At 70.2% G+C, this 16298-nt stretch carries 14 protein-coding genes; 4 read left to right on the forward strand and 10 right to left on the reverse strand.

What is annotated here, in order from left to right; genetic code table 11:
* Positions 1-14 precede the first annotated feature (14 nt).
* The 4 genes from ADL03_RS25720 to ADL03_RS25735 are packed head-to-tail and all read right to left on the reverse strand — an operon-like array spanning position 15 to position 3855.
* Positions 15-602, reverse strand: coding sequence for a uridine kinase (locus ADL03_RS25720; RefSeq protein WP_053736147.1), 588 nt, complete (start codon positions 600-602; stop codon positions 15-17).
* Positions 599-1150, reverse strand: coding sequence for a DUF402 domain-containing protein (locus ADL03_RS25725; RefSeq protein ID WP_053736116.1), 552 nt, complete (start codon positions 1148-1150; stop codon positions 599-601). Before ADL03_RS25725 ends, ADL03_RS25720 begins: the two co-directional genes overlap by 4 nt.
* Positions 1128-2402, reverse strand: coding sequence for an NAD(P)/FAD-dependent oxidoreductase (locus ADL03_RS25730; RefSeq protein WP_053736117.1), 1275 nt, complete (start codon positions 2400-2402; stop codon positions 1128-1130). Before ADL03_RS25730 ends, ADL03_RS25725 begins: the two co-directional genes overlap by 23 nt.
* A 58-nt stretch (positions 2403-2460) precedes the next feature.
* A complete protein-coding gene (locus ADL03_RS25735; protein ID WP_231642254.1) occupies positions 2461-3855 on the reverse strand; it encodes a GAF domain-containing protein in 1395 nt (464 codons plus the stop codon).
* 160 nt (positions 3856-4015) lie between these two features.
* Here ADL03_RS25735 and ADL03_RS25740 point away from each other — a divergent pair, with 160 nt between their 5' ends.
* Positions 4016-5353, forward strand: coding sequence for an aldehyde dehydrogenase family protein (locus ADL03_RS25740; protein ID WP_053736119.1), 1338 nt, complete (start codon positions 4016-4018; stop codon positions 5351-5353).
* On the opposite strand, the gene ADL03_RS25745 is transcribed toward ADL03_RS25740, so the two are convergent.
* Positions 5354-6853 carry a beta-N-acetylhexosaminidase gene (locus ADL03_RS25745; protein ID WP_231642256.1) on the reverse strand — a complete coding sequence of 500 codons (1500 nt, stop codon included), beginning with the start codon at positions 6851-6853 and terminating at the stop codon, positions 5354-5356.
* A gap of 674 nt (positions 6854-7527) precedes the next feature.
* A complete protein-coding gene (locus tag ADL03_RS25750; protein ID WP_053736120.1) occupies positions 7528-8997 on the reverse strand; it encodes a CYTH and CHAD domain-containing protein in 1470 nt (489 codons plus the stop codon).
* 151 nt (positions 8998-9148) lie between these two features.
* Between ADL03_RS25750 and ADL03_RS25755 the strand changes: the two genes are divergently transcribed.
* Positions 9149-9958 (forward strand): hypothetical protein, encoded by an 810-nt coding sequence (locus tag ADL03_RS25755; protein ID WP_053736149.1) that lies wholly within the window; start codon positions 9149-9151, stop codon positions 9956-9958.
* A gap of 178 nt (positions 9959-10136) precedes the next feature.
* On the opposite strand, the gene ADL03_RS25760 is transcribed toward ADL03_RS25755, so the two are convergent.
* Together ADL03_RS25760 and ADL03_RS25765 are read right to left on the reverse strand one after the other, a co-directional pair.
* A complete protein-coding gene (locus tag ADL03_RS25760; RefSeq protein WP_197288654.1) occupies positions 10137-11672 on the reverse strand; it encodes an amidohydrolase in 1536 nt (511 codons plus the stop codon).
* On the reverse strand, positions 11669-12919 hold the full coding sequence (locus tag ADL03_RS25765; RefSeq protein WP_053736121.1) for a lysine N(6)-hydroxylase/L-ornithine N(5)-oxygenase family protein: 1251 nt from the start codon (positions 12917-12919) through the stop codon (positions 11669-11671). Before ADL03_RS25765 ends, ADL03_RS25760 begins: the two co-directional genes overlap by 4 nt.
* A gap of 92 nt (positions 12920-13011) precedes the next feature.
* Here ADL03_RS25765 and ADL03_RS25770 point away from each other — a divergent pair, with 92 nt between their 5' ends.
* The gene (locus ADL03_RS25770) at positions 13012-13959 is read left to right on the forward strand and encodes a methionyl-tRNA formyltransferase (protein WP_053736122.1); all 948 of its coding nucleotides are present in this window, start codon (positions 13012-13014) and stop codon (positions 13957-13959) included.
* Positions 13960-14031: 72 nt separating this feature from the next.
* Positions 14032-14682, forward strand: a complete 651-nt coding sequence (locus ADL03_RS25775; RefSeq protein ID WP_053736123.1) for an HNH endonuclease family protein — start codon at positions 14032-14034, stop codon at positions 14680-14682.
* Here ADL03_RS25775 and ADL03_RS25780 read toward each other — a convergent pair.
* Entirely contained in the window at positions 14669-15406 is a 738-nt protein-coding gene (locus tag ADL03_RS25780; protein WP_063798705.1) for a trans-aconitate 2-methyltransferase, read from the reverse strand. The two genes, ADL03_RS25775 and ADL03_RS25780, sit on opposite strands and share 14 nt — an antisense overlap.
* Before the next feature lie 133 nt (positions 15407-15539).
* Positions 15540-16220, reverse strand: coding sequence for a hypothetical protein (locus ADL03_RS25785; protein WP_197288655.1), 681 nt, complete (start codon positions 16218-16220; stop codon positions 15540-15542).
* Between the last annotated feature and the right edge of the window lie 78 nt (positions 16221-16298).

Consider the following 16298-nt stretch of genomic DNA (forward strand, 5'->3'; position numbering starts at 1 on the left):
GGAGGAGGGGTGGTTCACGACTCGACCAGTCCCGGCCGGTCCGGGTGGTCGTAGCGCACGACGAGGTCGGCCACCGGCTCGTAGTCGTCGAACGCGGGCAGCGTCCACTGCTCGGCCGTCTTGCGCCGCAACGCACCGGGCGAGAGCCACAGGTGCACGGTCAGCTCCGCGGGCAGCCACCGGTCGAGCAGCAGCGTGCCGTCGACGAGCACCACGCCGTTCTCCGGCACGTCCACGTACTCGGCGCGGCTGGCCCGGTCGGTCGCGGCGTTCCACAACGACGGCAGCACCTTGCCGTCGAGCGCGGGGTCGAGGACCTCGCGCTGCAGACCGGCGAGGTCGAACCAGTCGTTGCGGTAGGAGTACGGGTCGGTGCGGCCGTGTTCCAGCCGCACCGACGCCGGTCGCAGGAAGTCCTCTGTGGACACCCGTTGCACGAACCGGCCCAAGGCGCGCAACGGTTCCACGAGGGCGTCCGCGAGCTTGCCCGGCTCGGCGGCGGGCGCGCCGTCGACGAGCACGCGCACCCGGCCGGGCAGCGCGCTGATCCGCGAGACGATCTCGGCGACCAGCGTGTCGTGGGACAGGGGCCGGACCTTCATCGCCACACCGGCTGCCAGTCCGCCCAGGCCGGGTCCCACCAGGACTCGCCGGACGCGAGCATCGCCTCGATCCTGCGGCCCTCCGCCCTGATCGACTCGGCTTCCGCCGCGGAGTACTTGCCGCTCGCGACCTGCTCCTCGAACTCGTCGAGGTCGCGCTGCTCCCACGTACCGTCGGGCGCCACCGTGTAGTCCAGTGCGTGGTCGAGCGTCTCGAAACCGTCGTCCGTGCGGCGGTAGGGCGCCTGGAGGTTCAGGTAGTAGTTGCCGAAGTGGCGGTCGTCGCCGTGCCAGAACAGGTCGACCGAGTAGGCGTCGTCCGGGCGGTGCAGCATGAGTTTGCCGTGACCGCGCCAGAACCCGCGCCCGGGCCGGTCCCACGGGTGCGGGTGGTGGTGGTCGGGGTAGGTGAGCCGGGTGCCCGGCTCCACGAACACCGCGAGCAGTCCCGGCTCGTCGACGACGACCCTGGTGGGCATCTCCGACCACACCCTGCCGTGCAGCACCTCCCGCCGCACGACCACCTCACCCGGCGTGAACAACCTCATGCGCCGAACTTACGTGATCGCGCTCCGCCGCGTCCCTGGCCATCATCCGGCGCTTGAGCGCGGGAACGGCGTTGGTGACGCGCAGGAAGGTGCGGAACATGGCGAGCATGACCCGGCCGATCACGGGCTTGTGCAGTGCGCCGTTGCCGTCCATCTGCTCACGGGAGGCGAGCACGGCCTCGAACCCGTACCTGACCATCTCCCGCTCGTACTCGGAGATGGCGGTGACCGGGTTCTTGCCGTGGTGGGCCTCGGTGAGCTTGCGGGTCAGCAGTTCCGCGTCGCGCAGGGCGGTGTTCGCGCCGATGCCGCGGCCCGGCGTCATGAGGTGCACGGCGTCACCGATCAGCGTGACGTTGCTGGCCTCCCACGGCTGCACCGGCTCGGACGTGCGGACCTTGATCTGGAACACGGTCCGCGGGTCGGCGAGGCGGAAGAGCTCGCGCAGGTCCGGGTGGAACTTCGGGGTCAGGTCCAGCACGACCTGCTTGAGCTGTTCCTGGCTCAGGTCCTTGAGCTCGGGGAACTTGTCGTGCGAGGCGGCGAAGCCCCACATGATGTAGTCGTCCTCGACGCCCGCGGTCTCGAAGCGCATGACGTGGATGATCACGAACGCGCCGCGCGGGCCGTAGAGCAGCGTCACGGCGCGTTCCGCCTGCGGTGGCAACAGCTTCACGTTCTCCGGCGTGAGCGGCAGCTTGCCGGCGATCGAGGTGATGCCGGTGTCGGAGATCCTGGCGTGCGGCAGGTACTGCCTGCGCACCCTGGACTGCGCGCCGTCCGCGCCGACCAGCACGTCACCGGTCTCGGAGGTGCCATCGGCGAAGAACGCCGTCACCGAGCCGTCGTCGTTGCGGCTGAAGTGCGTGAAGGTCTTGTCGAACCGCACGACGTCGTCCAGGCCGCCCAGCAGCGCGGTCCGCATCGCGATGCGGCTGACCGACTTCTCGCTGCGGGACTCGTCCGCCTGCTCGGGCAGCTCCGCGACGAGCAGCTCCCGGTACTTCTCCGTGCGCATGTTGATCAGCTTCGGCGGCAGTGCCGTGGTGCGGACGAACTCCGTGAACACCTCGGGCGGTAAGCAGCTGTGCAGTGCTTTGCTGCCATCAGGGCTGATCCCGACCCGGTAGCCGATCAGCATGCTGCGCGGTGTGCGGTCGCGCTCGAACAGCGCCACGTCCACGCCCGCCTTCTTCAGCCCGTGCGCCAGGCACAGGCCACCGGTCCCCGCTCCGATGATGAGTACGCGCATGATTTCCCCCTCGACAAAGTATCTTAGTCGAGAAGATATTCAGTTCCTGAGAGTCTTGTCAATCGTCCTGGTCGAGCCTCCGCAGCCGGGCGTTCGTGATCGCGAGCCGCACGTCGTTCGGCGGCAGCAGCCTGACCAGCTGTTCCATCGCCTCGGCGTCGTGCTCGCCGGAGTCGGTCTGGGTGAACGTCCACAGCGCGTTCGCGTCGCCGCGCGACAGCACCGCCCTGCGCACGCCGCTGGCCAGGTCGTCGCGCTCGGCCAGCACGATCGGCGCCTCCGAGCGGGACAGCAGCGTGCCGCGGTACCGGGCGGCGGCCAGCGGCACGTCACCGTCCCGCAGCGCGGCGCGCACGGCCAGGAAGTCCGCCTCCACGTGCGTGGTCAGCCGGTACGGGCGGGTCGCGAGCACGCCGGTGCCCAGCTGCGCGCGCAACCGGTGCAGCTCGGCGCGCACGGTCGTCGGGTTGCCGCGTTCGCCGTAGAGCCGCAACGCGAGCTGGTCCGCGGTCAGGCCGCCGTGCAACGCCAGCGCGCAGAGGATCTCCGCGTGCCGCAACGAGATCGGCACCTCGCGCGCGTCCAGCACCACCTTCGGTTCGGGCAGCAGGAACGACAGCGACAGCACCGGGCGGCGCACGAGCCGTTGCCGCGGCACCCGCAGCAGGTAGCCCTGGGCGAGCGGTTCCAGCACGGCGTCCCGGCCGTCCGGCAGCCGCACCCGGTCCGACGACACGTCCACGCGCGGCGGCACCAGCCCGTACGGCTCGGCGGCCACCACCCGGCCGGTCGAGCTGAGCAGCGCGCCGGGCTCGCCGCGCAACGCGACCAGGTGCCGCATGTTGCGCGCCCGCAGCTCCTCGTCCCTGGCGTTCATCCTCGCCAGCAGCGCCGACTCGGCCAGCCGGGCCGACGCCGACACCAGCGCCACCATCGACGGGTGCATCGTCTCGACCGGGCCGCTGAGGTCGATGACCCCGATCGTCTCGCCGGTGTCCGGGTCGCGCACCGGGCTCCCCGCGCACGTCCAGTGGTGGTAGGTCCGCACCAGGTGCTCCGCGGAGTGGACCGTGACGCTGGAGTTCACCGCGAGCGCGGTGCCCATCGCGTTCGTCCCCGCCGAGTCCTCCGACCAGCGCGTTCCCTCCGCCAGGCCGACGTTCTCGGCGTACGAGCGGGTGTGGTGGGAGCCCTCGCACCACAGGATGTGGCCCTGGGCGTCCGCGACCACCATGATGTGCTTCGCCTCCTGCGCGAAGCCCAGCAGCGTCTCGCGCAGCACCGGCAGCGTCGGGTGCAGCGGGTGCCGCTCGCGCAGCTCCGGCAGCTCGTCGGGGGCGAACACCGTGGGGGCCGTGTGCAGGTCCGGGTTCACGTTGGCCGCCAGTGACCGTTGCCACGACGCCGAGATGACGGAGCGTGGCGAAACGGCCGTGCGAGTGCCACTCAACACGGCATCTCTAACCCGGTTAAGCAACAGTGCGTGTTGCCTGGGGTCGGCCATCACTGATCCATCCACGGCGTGCAACGAGCATGCAACGTTCCGCTGCCTACTTTCTCATCTTCCCCACCCCACCAGGTCCGGTGGGCCATCTTCTGGCAGGAGTCGAGAAATGACGCAGTACGCGGCGCCGGGTCAGCCCGGCAGCGTGGTCGCGTACCGGCCGAGGTACGACCACTTCATCGGCGGCGACCACGTGCCGCCCGTGTCCGGGGAGTACGTCGAGAACGTGACCCCGGTGACCGGGGACGTGTTCACGGAGGTCGCCCGCGGTACCGACGCCGACCGCGCGCGTGCGCTGCACTCGGCCAGCGGTGCCGCACGGGCGTGGGGACGCACCACGGCACGAGAGCGCGCCACGGTGCTGGGCGAGATCGCCGACCGCGTGGAGGAACACGCCACCGAGCTCGCCGTCGCGGAGACGTGGGACAACGGCAAGCCCGTGCGCGAGGCGCTGGTCAGCGACGTGCCGATGCTGATCGAGCAGTTCCGCCAGTTCGCCGCCGTCATCCGCACCGAGGTCGGCACCGTCGAGCAGCTCGGTGACGGCATCGCCGACTACCGCTCCCACCAGCCCATCGGCGTGGTGCAGCGCCGGCTCGGCTGGGCGTTCCCGCTGCTGCACGCCGGCCGCGTGCTCGCCCCCGCGCTCGCCGCCGGGAACGCCGTGGTCCTGGAGCCCGCGCTGCAGACGCCCGCGTCGATCCACGTGCTCATGGACGTGATCGCCGACCTGCTGCCGCCCGGTGTGGTGAACGTGGTCACCGGGTCGGATGACCACCCGGTCGTGGCCGGTCGTTGCCCGAACATCTTCTTCGCCGACGTCGTCGCCCAGCGCGACGGCTTCCTCGACAAGGCGCTGGAGGGCTTCGCGATGTTCGCGGCCAACCAGGGCCAGATCGCCACGGCCCCGTCGCGCGCGCTCGTGCAGACCGCCGGCTACGAGGAACTGCTGAACCTGGCCACCGAGCGCACGCGGCAGATCCGCACCGGCAACCCCCTCGACACCGACACGATGATCGGCGCCGTGGTCAGCCTGGCGCAGCGCGACCGCGTCCTCGCCTACGTCGAGCGCGGCAAGGCCGAGGGTGCCCGCCTGGTCGCCGGTGGCGAGGCCGACGGCCACTACGTGCAGCCGACGATCTTCGAGGGCGACCACCGCTCCGCCGTGTTCGCCGACGACGTGCTCGGCCCGGTCGTGTCGGTGACGAGGTTCGACGACCGCGACGACGCCGTGAAGATCGCGAACGAGGCCACCGCCCAGCTCGGCGCCGGGGTCTGGTCCCGCGACGTCGCGTTCGCCCACACCCTCGGCCAGGACCTGCGCGCCGACCGGGTCTGGGTGAACAGCTACCACGTGTACCCGGCGAACACCGCGGTGCTCGCCGAGTACCGGCGGGTGAAGCACCTGCTGGTCAGCTACTCCGACCGCACGCAGGGCTACTTCTAGCTAGTTCGTCCAGGGCACCTGGGTGGAGGGGTGGTAGTTGATGCCCATGACCTTCCACCTGGGTGCCTGCGCGCCCAGCCGCGGCGCGAACCGCTCCCAGTCGTGCACGCTCGCCGGGGCCCAGCCGAGCTCGGCGACGACGGGCAGCCGCGGGAAGGCCATGTACTCGATGTCGGCGGACGTCCGGATCGTCTCCGTCCACAGTGGAGCCTCAACCCCGCGGACGTTCTTCTCGGTGACGCCGTCGAGGTACGCACCGGGGTTCCAGCCGTAGGCGTCCTTCACCTCGACGTAGCCCGCCCAGTTCAGCCCGAGCTTGGTGTCCTTGTCGTACTTCATGTCGAGGTAGATCCGGTTCGCCGGCGACATGAGCACCTCGTTGCCGCGCCGCGCCGCCGCGGCCACGTCGGCGTTCGTCGACGTGGTGCCCCAGAACTGCGGGATCACCTCGGTGTCCTCGGTGGTCTTGATGAACTCGTGCCAGCCGATGGTCGTCTTGCCGTGCTTCCGCACGATCGGCAGCACCCGGTCCATGAACGTCCGGTAGTCCGCGTCGGGGGTGCTGTGCGCCTCGTCGCCGCCGATGTGGAGGTACGGGCCGGGCGTGATCGCCGAAACCTCGCGGACGACGTCCTCGACGAACCTGTACGTGATGTCCTTGTCGATGCACAGCGACGAGAACCCGACCCCGGTGCCGGTGTAGAGCGGCCGCTTCTGGCCGTCGCAGTTGAGCTCGGCGTAGCTCGCCTGGGCAGCGTTGGTGTGGCCGGGCATGTCGAACTCGGGGATCACCGTGATACCGCGGCTGCGCGCGTGGGCCACGAGGTCCTTGTACTGCTCCTGCGTGTAGAACAGCGCGCCCGTGCGGCCACCGACCTCGGTGCTGCCGCCGATCTTGGTGAGCTCGGGCCACGACTTGATCTCCAGCCGCCACCCCTGGTCGTCGCTCAGGTGGAGGTGGAAGTAATTGATCTTGTACATCGCCAGCTGGTCGATGTAGCGCTTCACCTGGTCCGTGGTGAAGAAGTGCCGGCTCACGTCGAGCATCGCGCCGCGGTGCCGGTACCGCGGGGTGTCGGTGATGCTGGTGCCGCTGACCTGCCACGGGCCCGGCTGCCCGGTCTTCGCCTCGGCCTTGGCCGGCAGGAGCTGGCGGAGCGTGGCGATGCCGTTGAAGTGGCCTGCCGCGGAGTTCGCCCGGATGACCACCTGCTTCGGCGTGACGTCCAGTTTGTAGCCCTCCGGGCCGAGCTTCGGGTCGGCTGCCGTGGTGAGGACGATGCCGCCGCCGGTGACGCCGGTGGTGATCGGGAGGGCGAAACCGGTGGAGGGGCGGAGGGTCTCGGCCAGCAGGGCGGCCGCTGGGCGGGCTTTTTGCGTCGTCAGCTGGATCTTCGACGACGGGGAGAGGGTGAAGGTGACGCCGGTGTGCTGGGTGATCTTGGCGGGGTGGGGGATCAGGTGGTGCGGTTGCGGGGCCGCATCGGCTGTTCCGGTCACCAGGGCTCCAGATGCGACGATCAGCACGGCTGCCAGGGTTCGCGCTCGGTGTGGGGCCACGGCTTGGTCCTCCAGGGGGATCGAGCGGTGGCGGCGGTTCGAATCACGGTTCCAGGCGGGAGTGGGGGTGTCAAGGTCCAGACCAATGTGCGGGCTGCCTGTTCGGCTGTCCTGGGGCTCCGCCCCAGACCCCGACACTCCCAAAGAAGCCCTCCAGCGCCACTCGCGGGTTGATGGCACGCCTGTTTGTGTTGGGCGGCTGCCGGTTGCGTTGTTGGGTTGCGTTGCGGTGGGTGGCTGCCCCTCAGGCCCTGCAAACGGTCGGAGCGCTAGACGGGGAAGCCACCCACCGCGGAACCGCCGTCGAAGAGCTTCTGGCGTCTCGCCTTCGGCTCGAATGCAAGTCTTGCCTTCGGCTGCGCCGAACCGCAGGTCGAAGGCGGGGGCCTCACTCGGTCGAGTGAAGCTTGTCCGGATCCACGGGTGCGGTCGTCTCTATTACGTGTGCTGGTTCCGGTGTCCTACAACCATGGTCATCTCCGCCCGCGAAAAAGGAAGCGCGCGAGGGGCGTGGCCACGGTCATGGGATGCGGTGGCGGCCTCGGGTCAACGGAATCGGCCCCAGGCCGGAGGAACCAGCCCGGGGGTGACGGAATCGGCCCTGGGCAACGGGATCAGAGGTGTTCCTTGGTGAGTTTCCGCCACAGCGCGGGGAGTTCGGCCTCGGTCTTGTGCGCCAGCTCGACCTCACGGCCGTAGAGGAGGCCGAACGTGAAGCCGTTCTCGTCGCCCCGGCCCAGTTCGAGGAGGACGGGGCGCGCCACCACGGAGTCCTGGTGCTCGCCGAGGAGGGTCTGGACGTCCTTGGCGCGCTGGCGCAGGTGCGTGGCGTGCTTGCCCAGGGCGGGTTCGGCGACCTCGGCGGAGTAGCGCAGGCGTTTGGCGGCCTTGCGGGCCTCGTGGAGGGGTTCGTCGGCGTGCTCGGCGGCCAGTGCGGCCTCGACTCGGGTGTCGAGGCGGTGGCGGGCCTTCTCGACGAGGCGGGGGAGGACGTCCTTGGCCTTGCCGGAGGCGAGGCGGGTCAGCGGGGGTGTGGTGAGGAGGGTGTCGATGGAGTTGAGGAGGGTGAAGTAGCGCTTGTCGTCCAGCGCTGCGACGGAGGCCTGGTGGGCGGCGGCCTCGCGAGGGGCGAAGTGGCGGGTGAGGCGGGCGGCGACGTCACCCAGGGCCAGTTCTGGCGGGAGGGTGTGGAGGGCGTCCTCGAAGCGGGTGCGCAGGACCTCCAGGTCGCGGGAGGTGCCCAGGACGCCGGCGAGCCACTTGAGCTCGTCGGTCAGGGTGCGGGTGGCCTCGCGGTCGATGATCTTGCCGAACGCCTGGAGGGCCGAGCGCATGCGGCGGGTGGCCACGCGCATCTGGTGCACGGCGTCGTGTTCGTTGCGGCGGACGCGGGGGTCCTGGTTCTGCAGCGCGGCGCGTTGTTCGTGCAGGTAGGCGAGGACGACGTCGCCTGCGGTGGATTTCTTGGTGACACGCGGGACGGGGTCGCGTTTGACGCCGATGACCTGCGCGAGCTTCGAGGAGGACGAGGACCGGTGGATGCCCGCGTCGCCGAGGTGCTGTTCGACGGTGTCGAGCAGGGCGCGGTCGCCGGCGCCGAGCTCGACCTCGATCTCGCGCCACGAGGTGGTGCGGGTCGAGGAGCCCATGGTCTGGGCGGTCACCACGTCGTCGACGACCTCGGCGAGCATCTCGCCGGTGCCGTTGGAGAGCTGCCAGCGGCGGCGGTTGGTCTTGATCTGGGCGACCGGGGCCAGCTCGGAGCCGCGGGTGTGCGCGCGGACCAGGGAGGTGAGGTCCTTCGGGGGCTTCTTCACCGCGCGGCCGAGCGGGGCGTGCAGCTCCTGGCGGGAGTCGGTGCCGGCCGGGAGCTTCAGGTGCCAGCCCTCGTCGGGGCCGCCGACCCGCCTGCGCAGCGTCACGCCGGCGCGCGCGAGGCGGTAGTCGTCGGTGTCGAAGTACGTGGCTTCGAGGTCGAACTCCTCCGGACCCGCCGCCACGCCGGTGATCGTGCTGAGGTCCGGCAGACTCGCGTCCGATGGGGCCTCGTACTTGCGTTCGGTCTCAGTAGTAGAGGTCGCCATTTCCTATTCATACCCCGCTCCGCCGCAGTTCACGCAGCATCGTGACGGTCCGTGAAGGACGGGCGCTCGGGCGGGCGGAAGCCGGACTCGGACGCGTGTAATCCGGGTTGCCCTCCTTGGCGCGGTGCACACCGTCAGGTTCGCTGGGTGGGTGCCCACGGAGAAGGAACGCCTCGAGGTCGTCGAGCCGCAGGTCGCCACGTTGATCAGTCACGTCGGCCAGCTTGCCGCGCAGCTGGAGCGGATGACGGCGCGGCTCACCGTGCTGGAGCGCAGGTTGTCCGGTGCCGGCGACGGTGAGCCGGCGGACCTCGACGCGGTCGCGGGCGACATCGCGCCGCTGGTCGAGGCGCTGCGGGTGGCGTGGGACGCCGAGCAGGAGCTGCTCGCCGACCCGATGCGGGTCGAGCTGCGCCAGCTGGTGCTGGAGTTCGAGGGGCTCAAGGCGCGCCGCGACGAGGCGCGGTCGAAGCTCGACGGCGGGCGGGTGCCGCGGTTCGAGCGGGACGCGCTCAGCCACGAGGTGCGCCAGATGGAGTGGCTGATCAACGCCAACGAGGCGAGCGCGCAGCGGGCGGCCGAGCGGCTGGTGGCCGACGAGGACGCCACCGGTGAGCAGTGGCGGACCGAGGCCGTGCTCGCCGGCGAGAAGGCCCGCGAGGAGATCAGGGACGCCGCCGCGCGCCGGATCTCCGCCGCGCTCAGCCAGTACGCGCGCATGCCGGTGTGGTTCCGGGTCGGGCTGGGCGAGATCACCGCGCCGGACCCGTCGTTCTGGCTGGACGCGGCGGTCGCCGTGCTCGCCTACCGGCTGGAGTACGGGGTCACCGACGCGGTCTCACCGCTGGGTGCGCCGCCGTCGGCGACCAGCGGCAACGAGGCGTGGGTGCGGCGCGCGAACGTCTACGCCGACATCACCGACCGGCTCGCGACGCTGGCCGCCACGTTCCACCTCCAGTAGTCCTCCCGCAACCGAACGGTTGCGGGAGGCCGGCACGGACCGCGATGTGCTGATCAACGCGCCGAGCCGGTGGCGTCGCAACGCCCCGGCCGCGAGAACCGCTTCTCGGTCCGTTCCGACGCCACCGCCACCTGGAGGTCCTCGCCGGCCTCGCAGTGGGACAGCCGGCTCGCGCGGCTCAAGAAGATCGCTGAGGCATGACCTTCCCGCCGACCACGGTGGCCAGCACCGGGATGTCGGCGATCGCGTCGCTGGTGCGCGGGTCGTCGCCGAGCACGACGAGGTCCGCGAGCTTGCCGGGTGTGATGCTGCCCAGCACGTCCTCCTTGCGGCACGCGTAGGCGCCGCCGAGCGTGTACGCGCGGATCGCCTCCTCGACGGTGACCGCCTCGTCCGGCCCGACCGCGCGGCCGCTCGCCGACCGCCGCCGCACCATGAACTCGATGGCGCGCAACGGTGCCCCGTCCGCGACCGGCCGGTCCGAGCTGCCCGCGACGGTGATGCCGTGGTCGAGGAACGACCGCCCGCGGTACATCCACGGCGCCCGCCGCGGTCCCATGATCTCGCTGTAGTCGTCGCCGTACGCCCACAGGAACGTCGGCTGCACGACGGGGACCAGGCCGAGAGCGGCGATCCGGCCGAGCTGGTCCGGCCGCACCAGGCCGCAGTGCTCGATGCGGTGCCGGGCGTCCGGGCGCGGCCGTGCCGACTGCGCCCGCGCCACCGCGTCCAGCGTGAAGTCGATGGCACGGTCGCCGATCGCGTGGATCGCGAGCTGCCACCCGGCGTTGTGGCCGTCGACGATGGCCGCCCGCATGAACTCCTCGGACTCGGCGAGCTGACCGCGGTTGTCGCCGCCGGTGTACGGCTCGGTCAACGCGGCCGTGCGCGCGATCATGCCGCCGTCGGTCCACAGCTTGAGGGCGCCCAACGACACCATGTCGTCGCCGAAGCCGGTGTGCAGGCCGAGGTCGATCGCCCGTGCGATGCCGTCCGCCGGATCGGCGGCGACGTCGTGCAGCACGTACGCGGAGACCATGAGCTGCACGCGGATCGGCAGCCGCGCGCGTTGGTACGCCGCGGCTTCCAGCGGTGAGCTGGCGATCAGGCCCGCGCCGATGCCCGCCTCCGCGCACATCGTCACGCCCTGCGCCAGCACCTGCTCGGCACTGCGGTGCAGCTCGGCGACGATCTCCTCGACCGAGTAGGGCAGCCGCAACGACCGCGCGGCCAGCTGCTCGTTCTCGGTCAGCCAGCCGTCACTGTTGATCTGCGGGAGTTGCCGCAGCACCACCGAGTTCACCACGCACGCGTGCCCGGACAGGTCGGCGACGTACACCGGGCGGCCGCCGCTGACCACGTCGAGGTCTGCGGCGGTGAGCGGCCGGTCCATGATCCGCCGGTCGTAGCCGGACGCCTCGATCCACGCCGTGCCGGGCGCGTCGGTCAACGCGCGCTGCACGGCGGCCACGGTGTTCAGCCCGGTCACGTCGATGGTGCGCCGGCCGTTCCACGCCAGGTGCGTGTGGGCGTCGATGAAACCGGGCAGCACCACGGCACCGCCGAGGTCCGCGGTCTCGGCCGCGGGCAGGTCGGCGACCTGCTCGTCCAGCCCGGCGATGCGGCCCTGCCAGATGCCGATCGTGTGCGCGGCGGGGCGGGCCGGGTCCATGGTGAGAACCCGGCAGCCCGTCAGCTTCAGGTCGAGTTTCACGCGGTCGCGAGGACCGGTACGGGGGTGTTGGTCAGCACGGAAGCCAGGATCTCACCTGAGCGCACCGCGACGTTGGACAACAGCGACGAGGTGATGCCGTGCGAGTGCTCGGTGCCGCCCTGGAGGTAGATGCCGCCGCGCAACGTCGACCTGATCCGGTAGTCCCGTCCCACGACCAGCCGGCCGGCCGCGTCACGGGCGCACGTCGCGTCGAGCGAACCGAGCGCCGGCGTGGCCTCGTCGTAGCCGGTCGCGAGCAGGACCAGATCGGCGTCGAGGAACTCCTGCTCGCCGGTGACCAGCGACTGGATCACCGCACGCGCGCCGGTCGCGGACTCCTCGACCGCCACGAGCCGGGTCATGTTCATCATCTTCAGCCGCTCGGTGCCGAGCACCTTCTCCCGGTAGGTGGTCCGGTAGAGCTGCGCGATCAGGTCGACGTCGACCACGGAGTAGTTGGTGTTGCGGTGGTAGCCCATCAGCCGCTGCTTCACCGCGTCCGGTGCGCCGAAGTAGTGGTCGACGGCCTCCGGGTCGAAGATCCGGTTCGCGAACGAGCTGTCGTCGGCGGGGCTGTAGCCGTAGCGGGAGAACACCGAGCAGATCTCGGCGCCGGGGAACTCGCGGTGCAGGTGGGCGACGGCCTCGGCGGCGCTCTGGCCGGCACCGACGACGACGCAGCGCTTCGGGTCCTTCAGTCCGGGAACCCGGTGCAGGAACTCGCTGTTGTGCCACACCCGGTCCGACAGCGCGACGCCCTCGGGAACGGCCGGGCGCAGGCCCGTGGCGAAGATCAGGTTGCGGGCCCGGTACACGTCACCGGCGGCGGTCGTCACCTCGAACAGGTCGTCCTCGACCGCCGTCACGTCCACGGCCTCCGCGCCGTAGGTGACCAGGTCGTCGACCTGCGCGGCGGCCCACTCGAAGTAGTCGTGGAACTCCACGCGCAGCGGGAACAGGTTCTTGTGGTTGACGAAGTCGACGAGCCGGCCGCGGTCCTTGAGGTAGCACAGGAACGAGAAGCGGCTGGCCGGATTCCGCATGGTGACCAGGTCCTTGAGGAACGAGACCTGCATCGTGGCGTCGTCCAGCAGCATGCCGCGATGCCAGCCGAACGCCTGCTGACGTTCCAGGAACACTGCGGTGACAGGGGTTTCGGCCTGCTCGTTGTGCTCGGTGAGAGCGATCGCGAGCGCCAGGTTGGAAGGCCCGAAGCCGATGCCGACGACGTCGTAGATGGGGTGCACGAGACTTGAACTTAGGGCAGCCTAAGCTTATCTGCAAGCGGTTCGTTAGGTTAGCCTGACCGTATCCCACCGGCGTTGAGGAGGACACCCCCATGAGGGTCGTCATGTTCGGGTTCCAGACCTGGGGTCATCGCACCCTGCAGGCGCTCTTGGCATCTGAGCACGAGGTCGTCCTGGTGGTGACCCACCCCAGGGGTGAGGGCGTGTACGAGAAGGTCTGGAGCGACTCGGTCGAGGACCTGGCCCGCGAGAACGGCGTCGAGGTCGTCGTCCGCGAACGGCCGGAGGACCAGGAGTTGCTCGACCGGCTCAAGGCCGCCGACCCGGACGTGATCGTCGCGTGCAACTGGCGGACCTGGATCCCGCCGCAGGTCTTCACGCTGCCCAAGCGCGGCACGCTCAACGTGCACGACTCGCTGCTGCCGAAGTACGCGGGCTTCTCCCCGTTGATCTGGGCGCTGATCAACGACGAGAAGGAGGTCGGCGTGACCGCGCACATGATGGACGACACGCTCGACGCCGGCGACATCGTGCTGCAACGCTCGGTCCCGGTCGGCCCGCGCGACACCACCGCCGACCTGTTCGCCAAGACGCTGGAGCTGTTCGGCCCCATCACGATCGACGGCCTCGCCGAGATCGCGTCCGGCCGCACCGAGTTCACCAAGCAGGACCGGTCGCAGGCCTCGTTCTTCCACAAGCGCGCCGAGGAGGACCTGCGGATCGACTTCACCTGGAGCGCGGAGGAGCTGGACCGGCTGGTGCGGGCCCAGTGCGCGCCGTACCCGAGCGCGTTCTGCTTCCACCGCGGTGAGCGCCTGGAGATCATCGAGGCCGACGTCTCCGCCGAGGTCTACGGCGGCACGCCCGGCCGGATCTTCTACCGCGAGGGTGACGGCGTGGCGGTCGTCGCGGGTGCCGAGGCCCGCCGCGGGCGCAGCAAGGCGTTGCTGGTCAAGACGGTCCGCACGGCCGACGGCACCGAGCTCAAGGCCCAGGAGTACTTCCGGACCATGGGCGGTTACCTGACCTCCCGGCCCTGATCAGGCGGGTCACGACGGGCTGATCGCGGACCGGGTGACCGGGCCGTGATCAGCATGGTCGATCATTGGCCCATGAATCGCGCTGCGGTGACGTCACTTGTCGTCTTCGTGCTCCTGGTGGCACTGGGCTGGTATCTGACGGAACTCCAGTCGAACAAGGAGAATCCGCCCACGCCGACCGGCACGAACACGCCCGCGCCAGGGGGTTCGACGGACCTCGGCGCGCTGCAGATCGCGCCGGAGGGCAAGATGGCCGGCTACAGCCGCGACCGGTTCCCGCACTGGGCCTCGCAGGGCAACTCCTGTGACACCAGGGAGGTCGTGCTCCAGCGGCAGGGCACAGACGTCAAGTCGGACAACGACTGCAAGGCCGTCTCCGGCACGTGGACGAGCCCGTACGACAACGTGGTGATCAAGGACGCGGCCGAGGTCGACATCGACCACACCGTGCCGCTGGCGGAAGCCTGGCGGTCCGGTGCGGACAAGTGGACCGACGACCAGCGCAAGGCGTTCGCCAACGACCTGGGTGGCATCCAGCTGATCGCCGTGACAGCGAAGACCAACCGCGGCAAGGGCGACCAGGACCCGGCCAAGTGGAAGCCGCCGGTGCAGACCTACTGGTGCACCTACGCCCAGCACTGGATCGCGGTGAAGATCACCTACAAGCTGACCGTGGACCAGGCCGAGCACGACGCGCTCGCCGGGATGCTCAAGGCGTGCTGATCACCGTCACGGTGACCGGCTCGACATAGGTGTCCGACCTGAGCGCCCGCTGCAGCTTTTCCCGGAACAGCGGGCGTTCGTGCGATTTGGGCAGTGTGTCCGGCGACATCGCGGAGAACAGGCTGCCCGCCAGCTCCTCGACGGTGTGCTGGTGCGTGTAGCCGATGGTCCACTCGTGCGGCGTGAACCCCGCACGGCTGAGTGCGTCCGCATACCGTTGGCGCGCAACGGCATCCGTGCCGCAGTCGGCCGTGATCGGGGTGTGGAACCAGTCCTGGAGCACCCGCCGGATCGCCGGGTGCTGGCGCCACAGCGGCGTCCCGTTCGCGATGATCGCGAACTTCTCGGTGCGCGCCTGGCGGAACAGCCGCTCGTGGTCCATCCAGTGCAGCGCCTGCCCGACCACGACCGCGTCGAACCGTCCGAGCTCCGCCACGTCCGCGTCCGAGCCGAGGTGCCAGTCGACGTTCGGCAACGCCGGCGCGTGCGCGAGCATGTCCGGCTCCGGGTCGACCGCGAGCACCCGCCGCACGTGCCTCGACAGCGGGGCGGCGAGCTGGCCGGTGCCGCAGCCGAGGTCGAGCACGACGTGGTCGCGGGTCAGCCCGAGCTTGCCGACCAGCGCGTCGATCACCGGCGGTGGGTAGCCGGGCCGGAACCTCGCGTAGAAGTCCGCCACCTCACCGCTGAAACCCAGCCCTGTACCGCTCTTGTCCCCGGACATTCCCCAGACACTGCCTCACTTCGCGCGCGCCTGCCGGGAGATCAGCCTGAAGCAGACGCCGCTCGGCACCGCGGTGGTCCGGCGGGATGGCGGGCCCGGCGGGCACCGGGACGCCACCCCTGCCGGCGGTGGCTTAGCTGACCTGCACCGACTCGAACAGGCCGGACAGCTTCCAGTGCGTCACGTAGCCCATGGCCTCGGCCGCGATCAGCACGTCGAGCTTGCCCAGGTTCGTGCGCTTGGGCATCTGGTAGGCCTTGCCGCGCCGCACGTCGAGCACCACCGGCGTGGCGCCCGGCAGGGTGTCGCCGATCGTGTGCTGCAGGATGCGCAGCCCCACGTTGGCCGCCTCCCTGGTCAGCGGCACCTCCTTGGCGTGGACGAGCACCGCGTAGGTCGACCCGTCCTTCTTGCGCAGCCCCAGGTGGGGCCGCACCTTCAACGTGAGCTCGCCGGCCCGGTAGGTCGTGCCCTCCACCGGCACGCCGGTCGCCTTGAACGCGCTCAGCCAGGGCAGGAAGCCGTCGGCGATCTCCTCGAACGCCCGCGGCTGGCCGGTGCGGTTGGCGGCCATGACCGCCTTCTTCAGCTCCAGTTCAGGTTCGGTCGAGTTGACCGCTCGGCGCATGGCGTCGCGGATCGGGTTGTAGAAGCCGCAGATCTTCGGGTCCTCGGTCAGATACATTCCCCGCTGCTCTGACACGATGCTGATGCGTCCACGCTGGCCGCTCATGACGTACTCGGTGAACGACAGTGCGGTGACGCTGACGTTGTTGTCCGGCAACGCTTTCTCCCCTCGTACCGCCTTCTTCACCTGACGGTAGCCGAGGGGTCTGACAAAAACGGCGCTGCGCCGAACGGCCTAGTGACTACCTAGTGTTGCCGACTCACT

The sequence above is a fragment of the Nocardia sp. NRRL S-836 genome, from assembly GCF_001279525.1.
Classification (GTDB): Bacteria; Actinomycetota; Actinomycetes; order Mycobacteriales; family Pseudonocardiaceae; genus Lentzea.

Excerpts from the sequence above, each read along its gene's own strand:
- ADL03_RS25720 (WP_053736147.1), bottom strand. The coding sequence starts at position 602 with ATGAAGGTCCGGCCCCTGTCCCACGACACGCTGGTCGCCGAGATCGTC.
- ADL03_RS25725 (WP_053736116.1), bottom strand. The coding sequence starts at position 1,150 with ATGAGGTTGTTCACGCCGGGTGAGGTGGTCGTGCGGCGGGAGGTGCTG.
- ADL03_RS25730 (WP_053736117.1), bottom strand. The coding sequence starts at position 2,402 with ATGCGCGTACTCATCATCGGAGCGGGGACCGGTGGCCTGTGCCTGGCG.
- ADL03_RS25740 (WP_053736119.1), top strand. The coding sequence starts at position 4,016 with ATGACGCAGTACGCGGCGCCGGGTCAGCCCGGCAGCGTGGTCGCGTAC.
- ADL03_RS25750 (WP_053736120.1), bottom strand. The coding sequence starts at position 8,997 with ATGGCGACCTCTACTACTGAGACCGAACGCAAGTACGAGGCCCCATCG.
- ADL03_RS25770 (WP_053736122.1), top strand. The coding sequence starts at position 13,012 with ATGAGGGTCGTCATGTTCGGGTTCCAGACCTGGGGTCATCGCACCCTG.
- ADL03_RS25775 (WP_053736123.1), top strand. The coding sequence starts at position 14,032 with ATGAATCGCGCTGCGGTGACGTCACTTGTCGTCTTCGTGCTCCTGGTG.
- ADL03_RS25780 (WP_063798705.1), bottom strand. The coding sequence starts at position 15,406 with ATGTCCGGGGACAAGAGCGGTACAGGGCTGGGTTTCAGCGGTGAGGTG.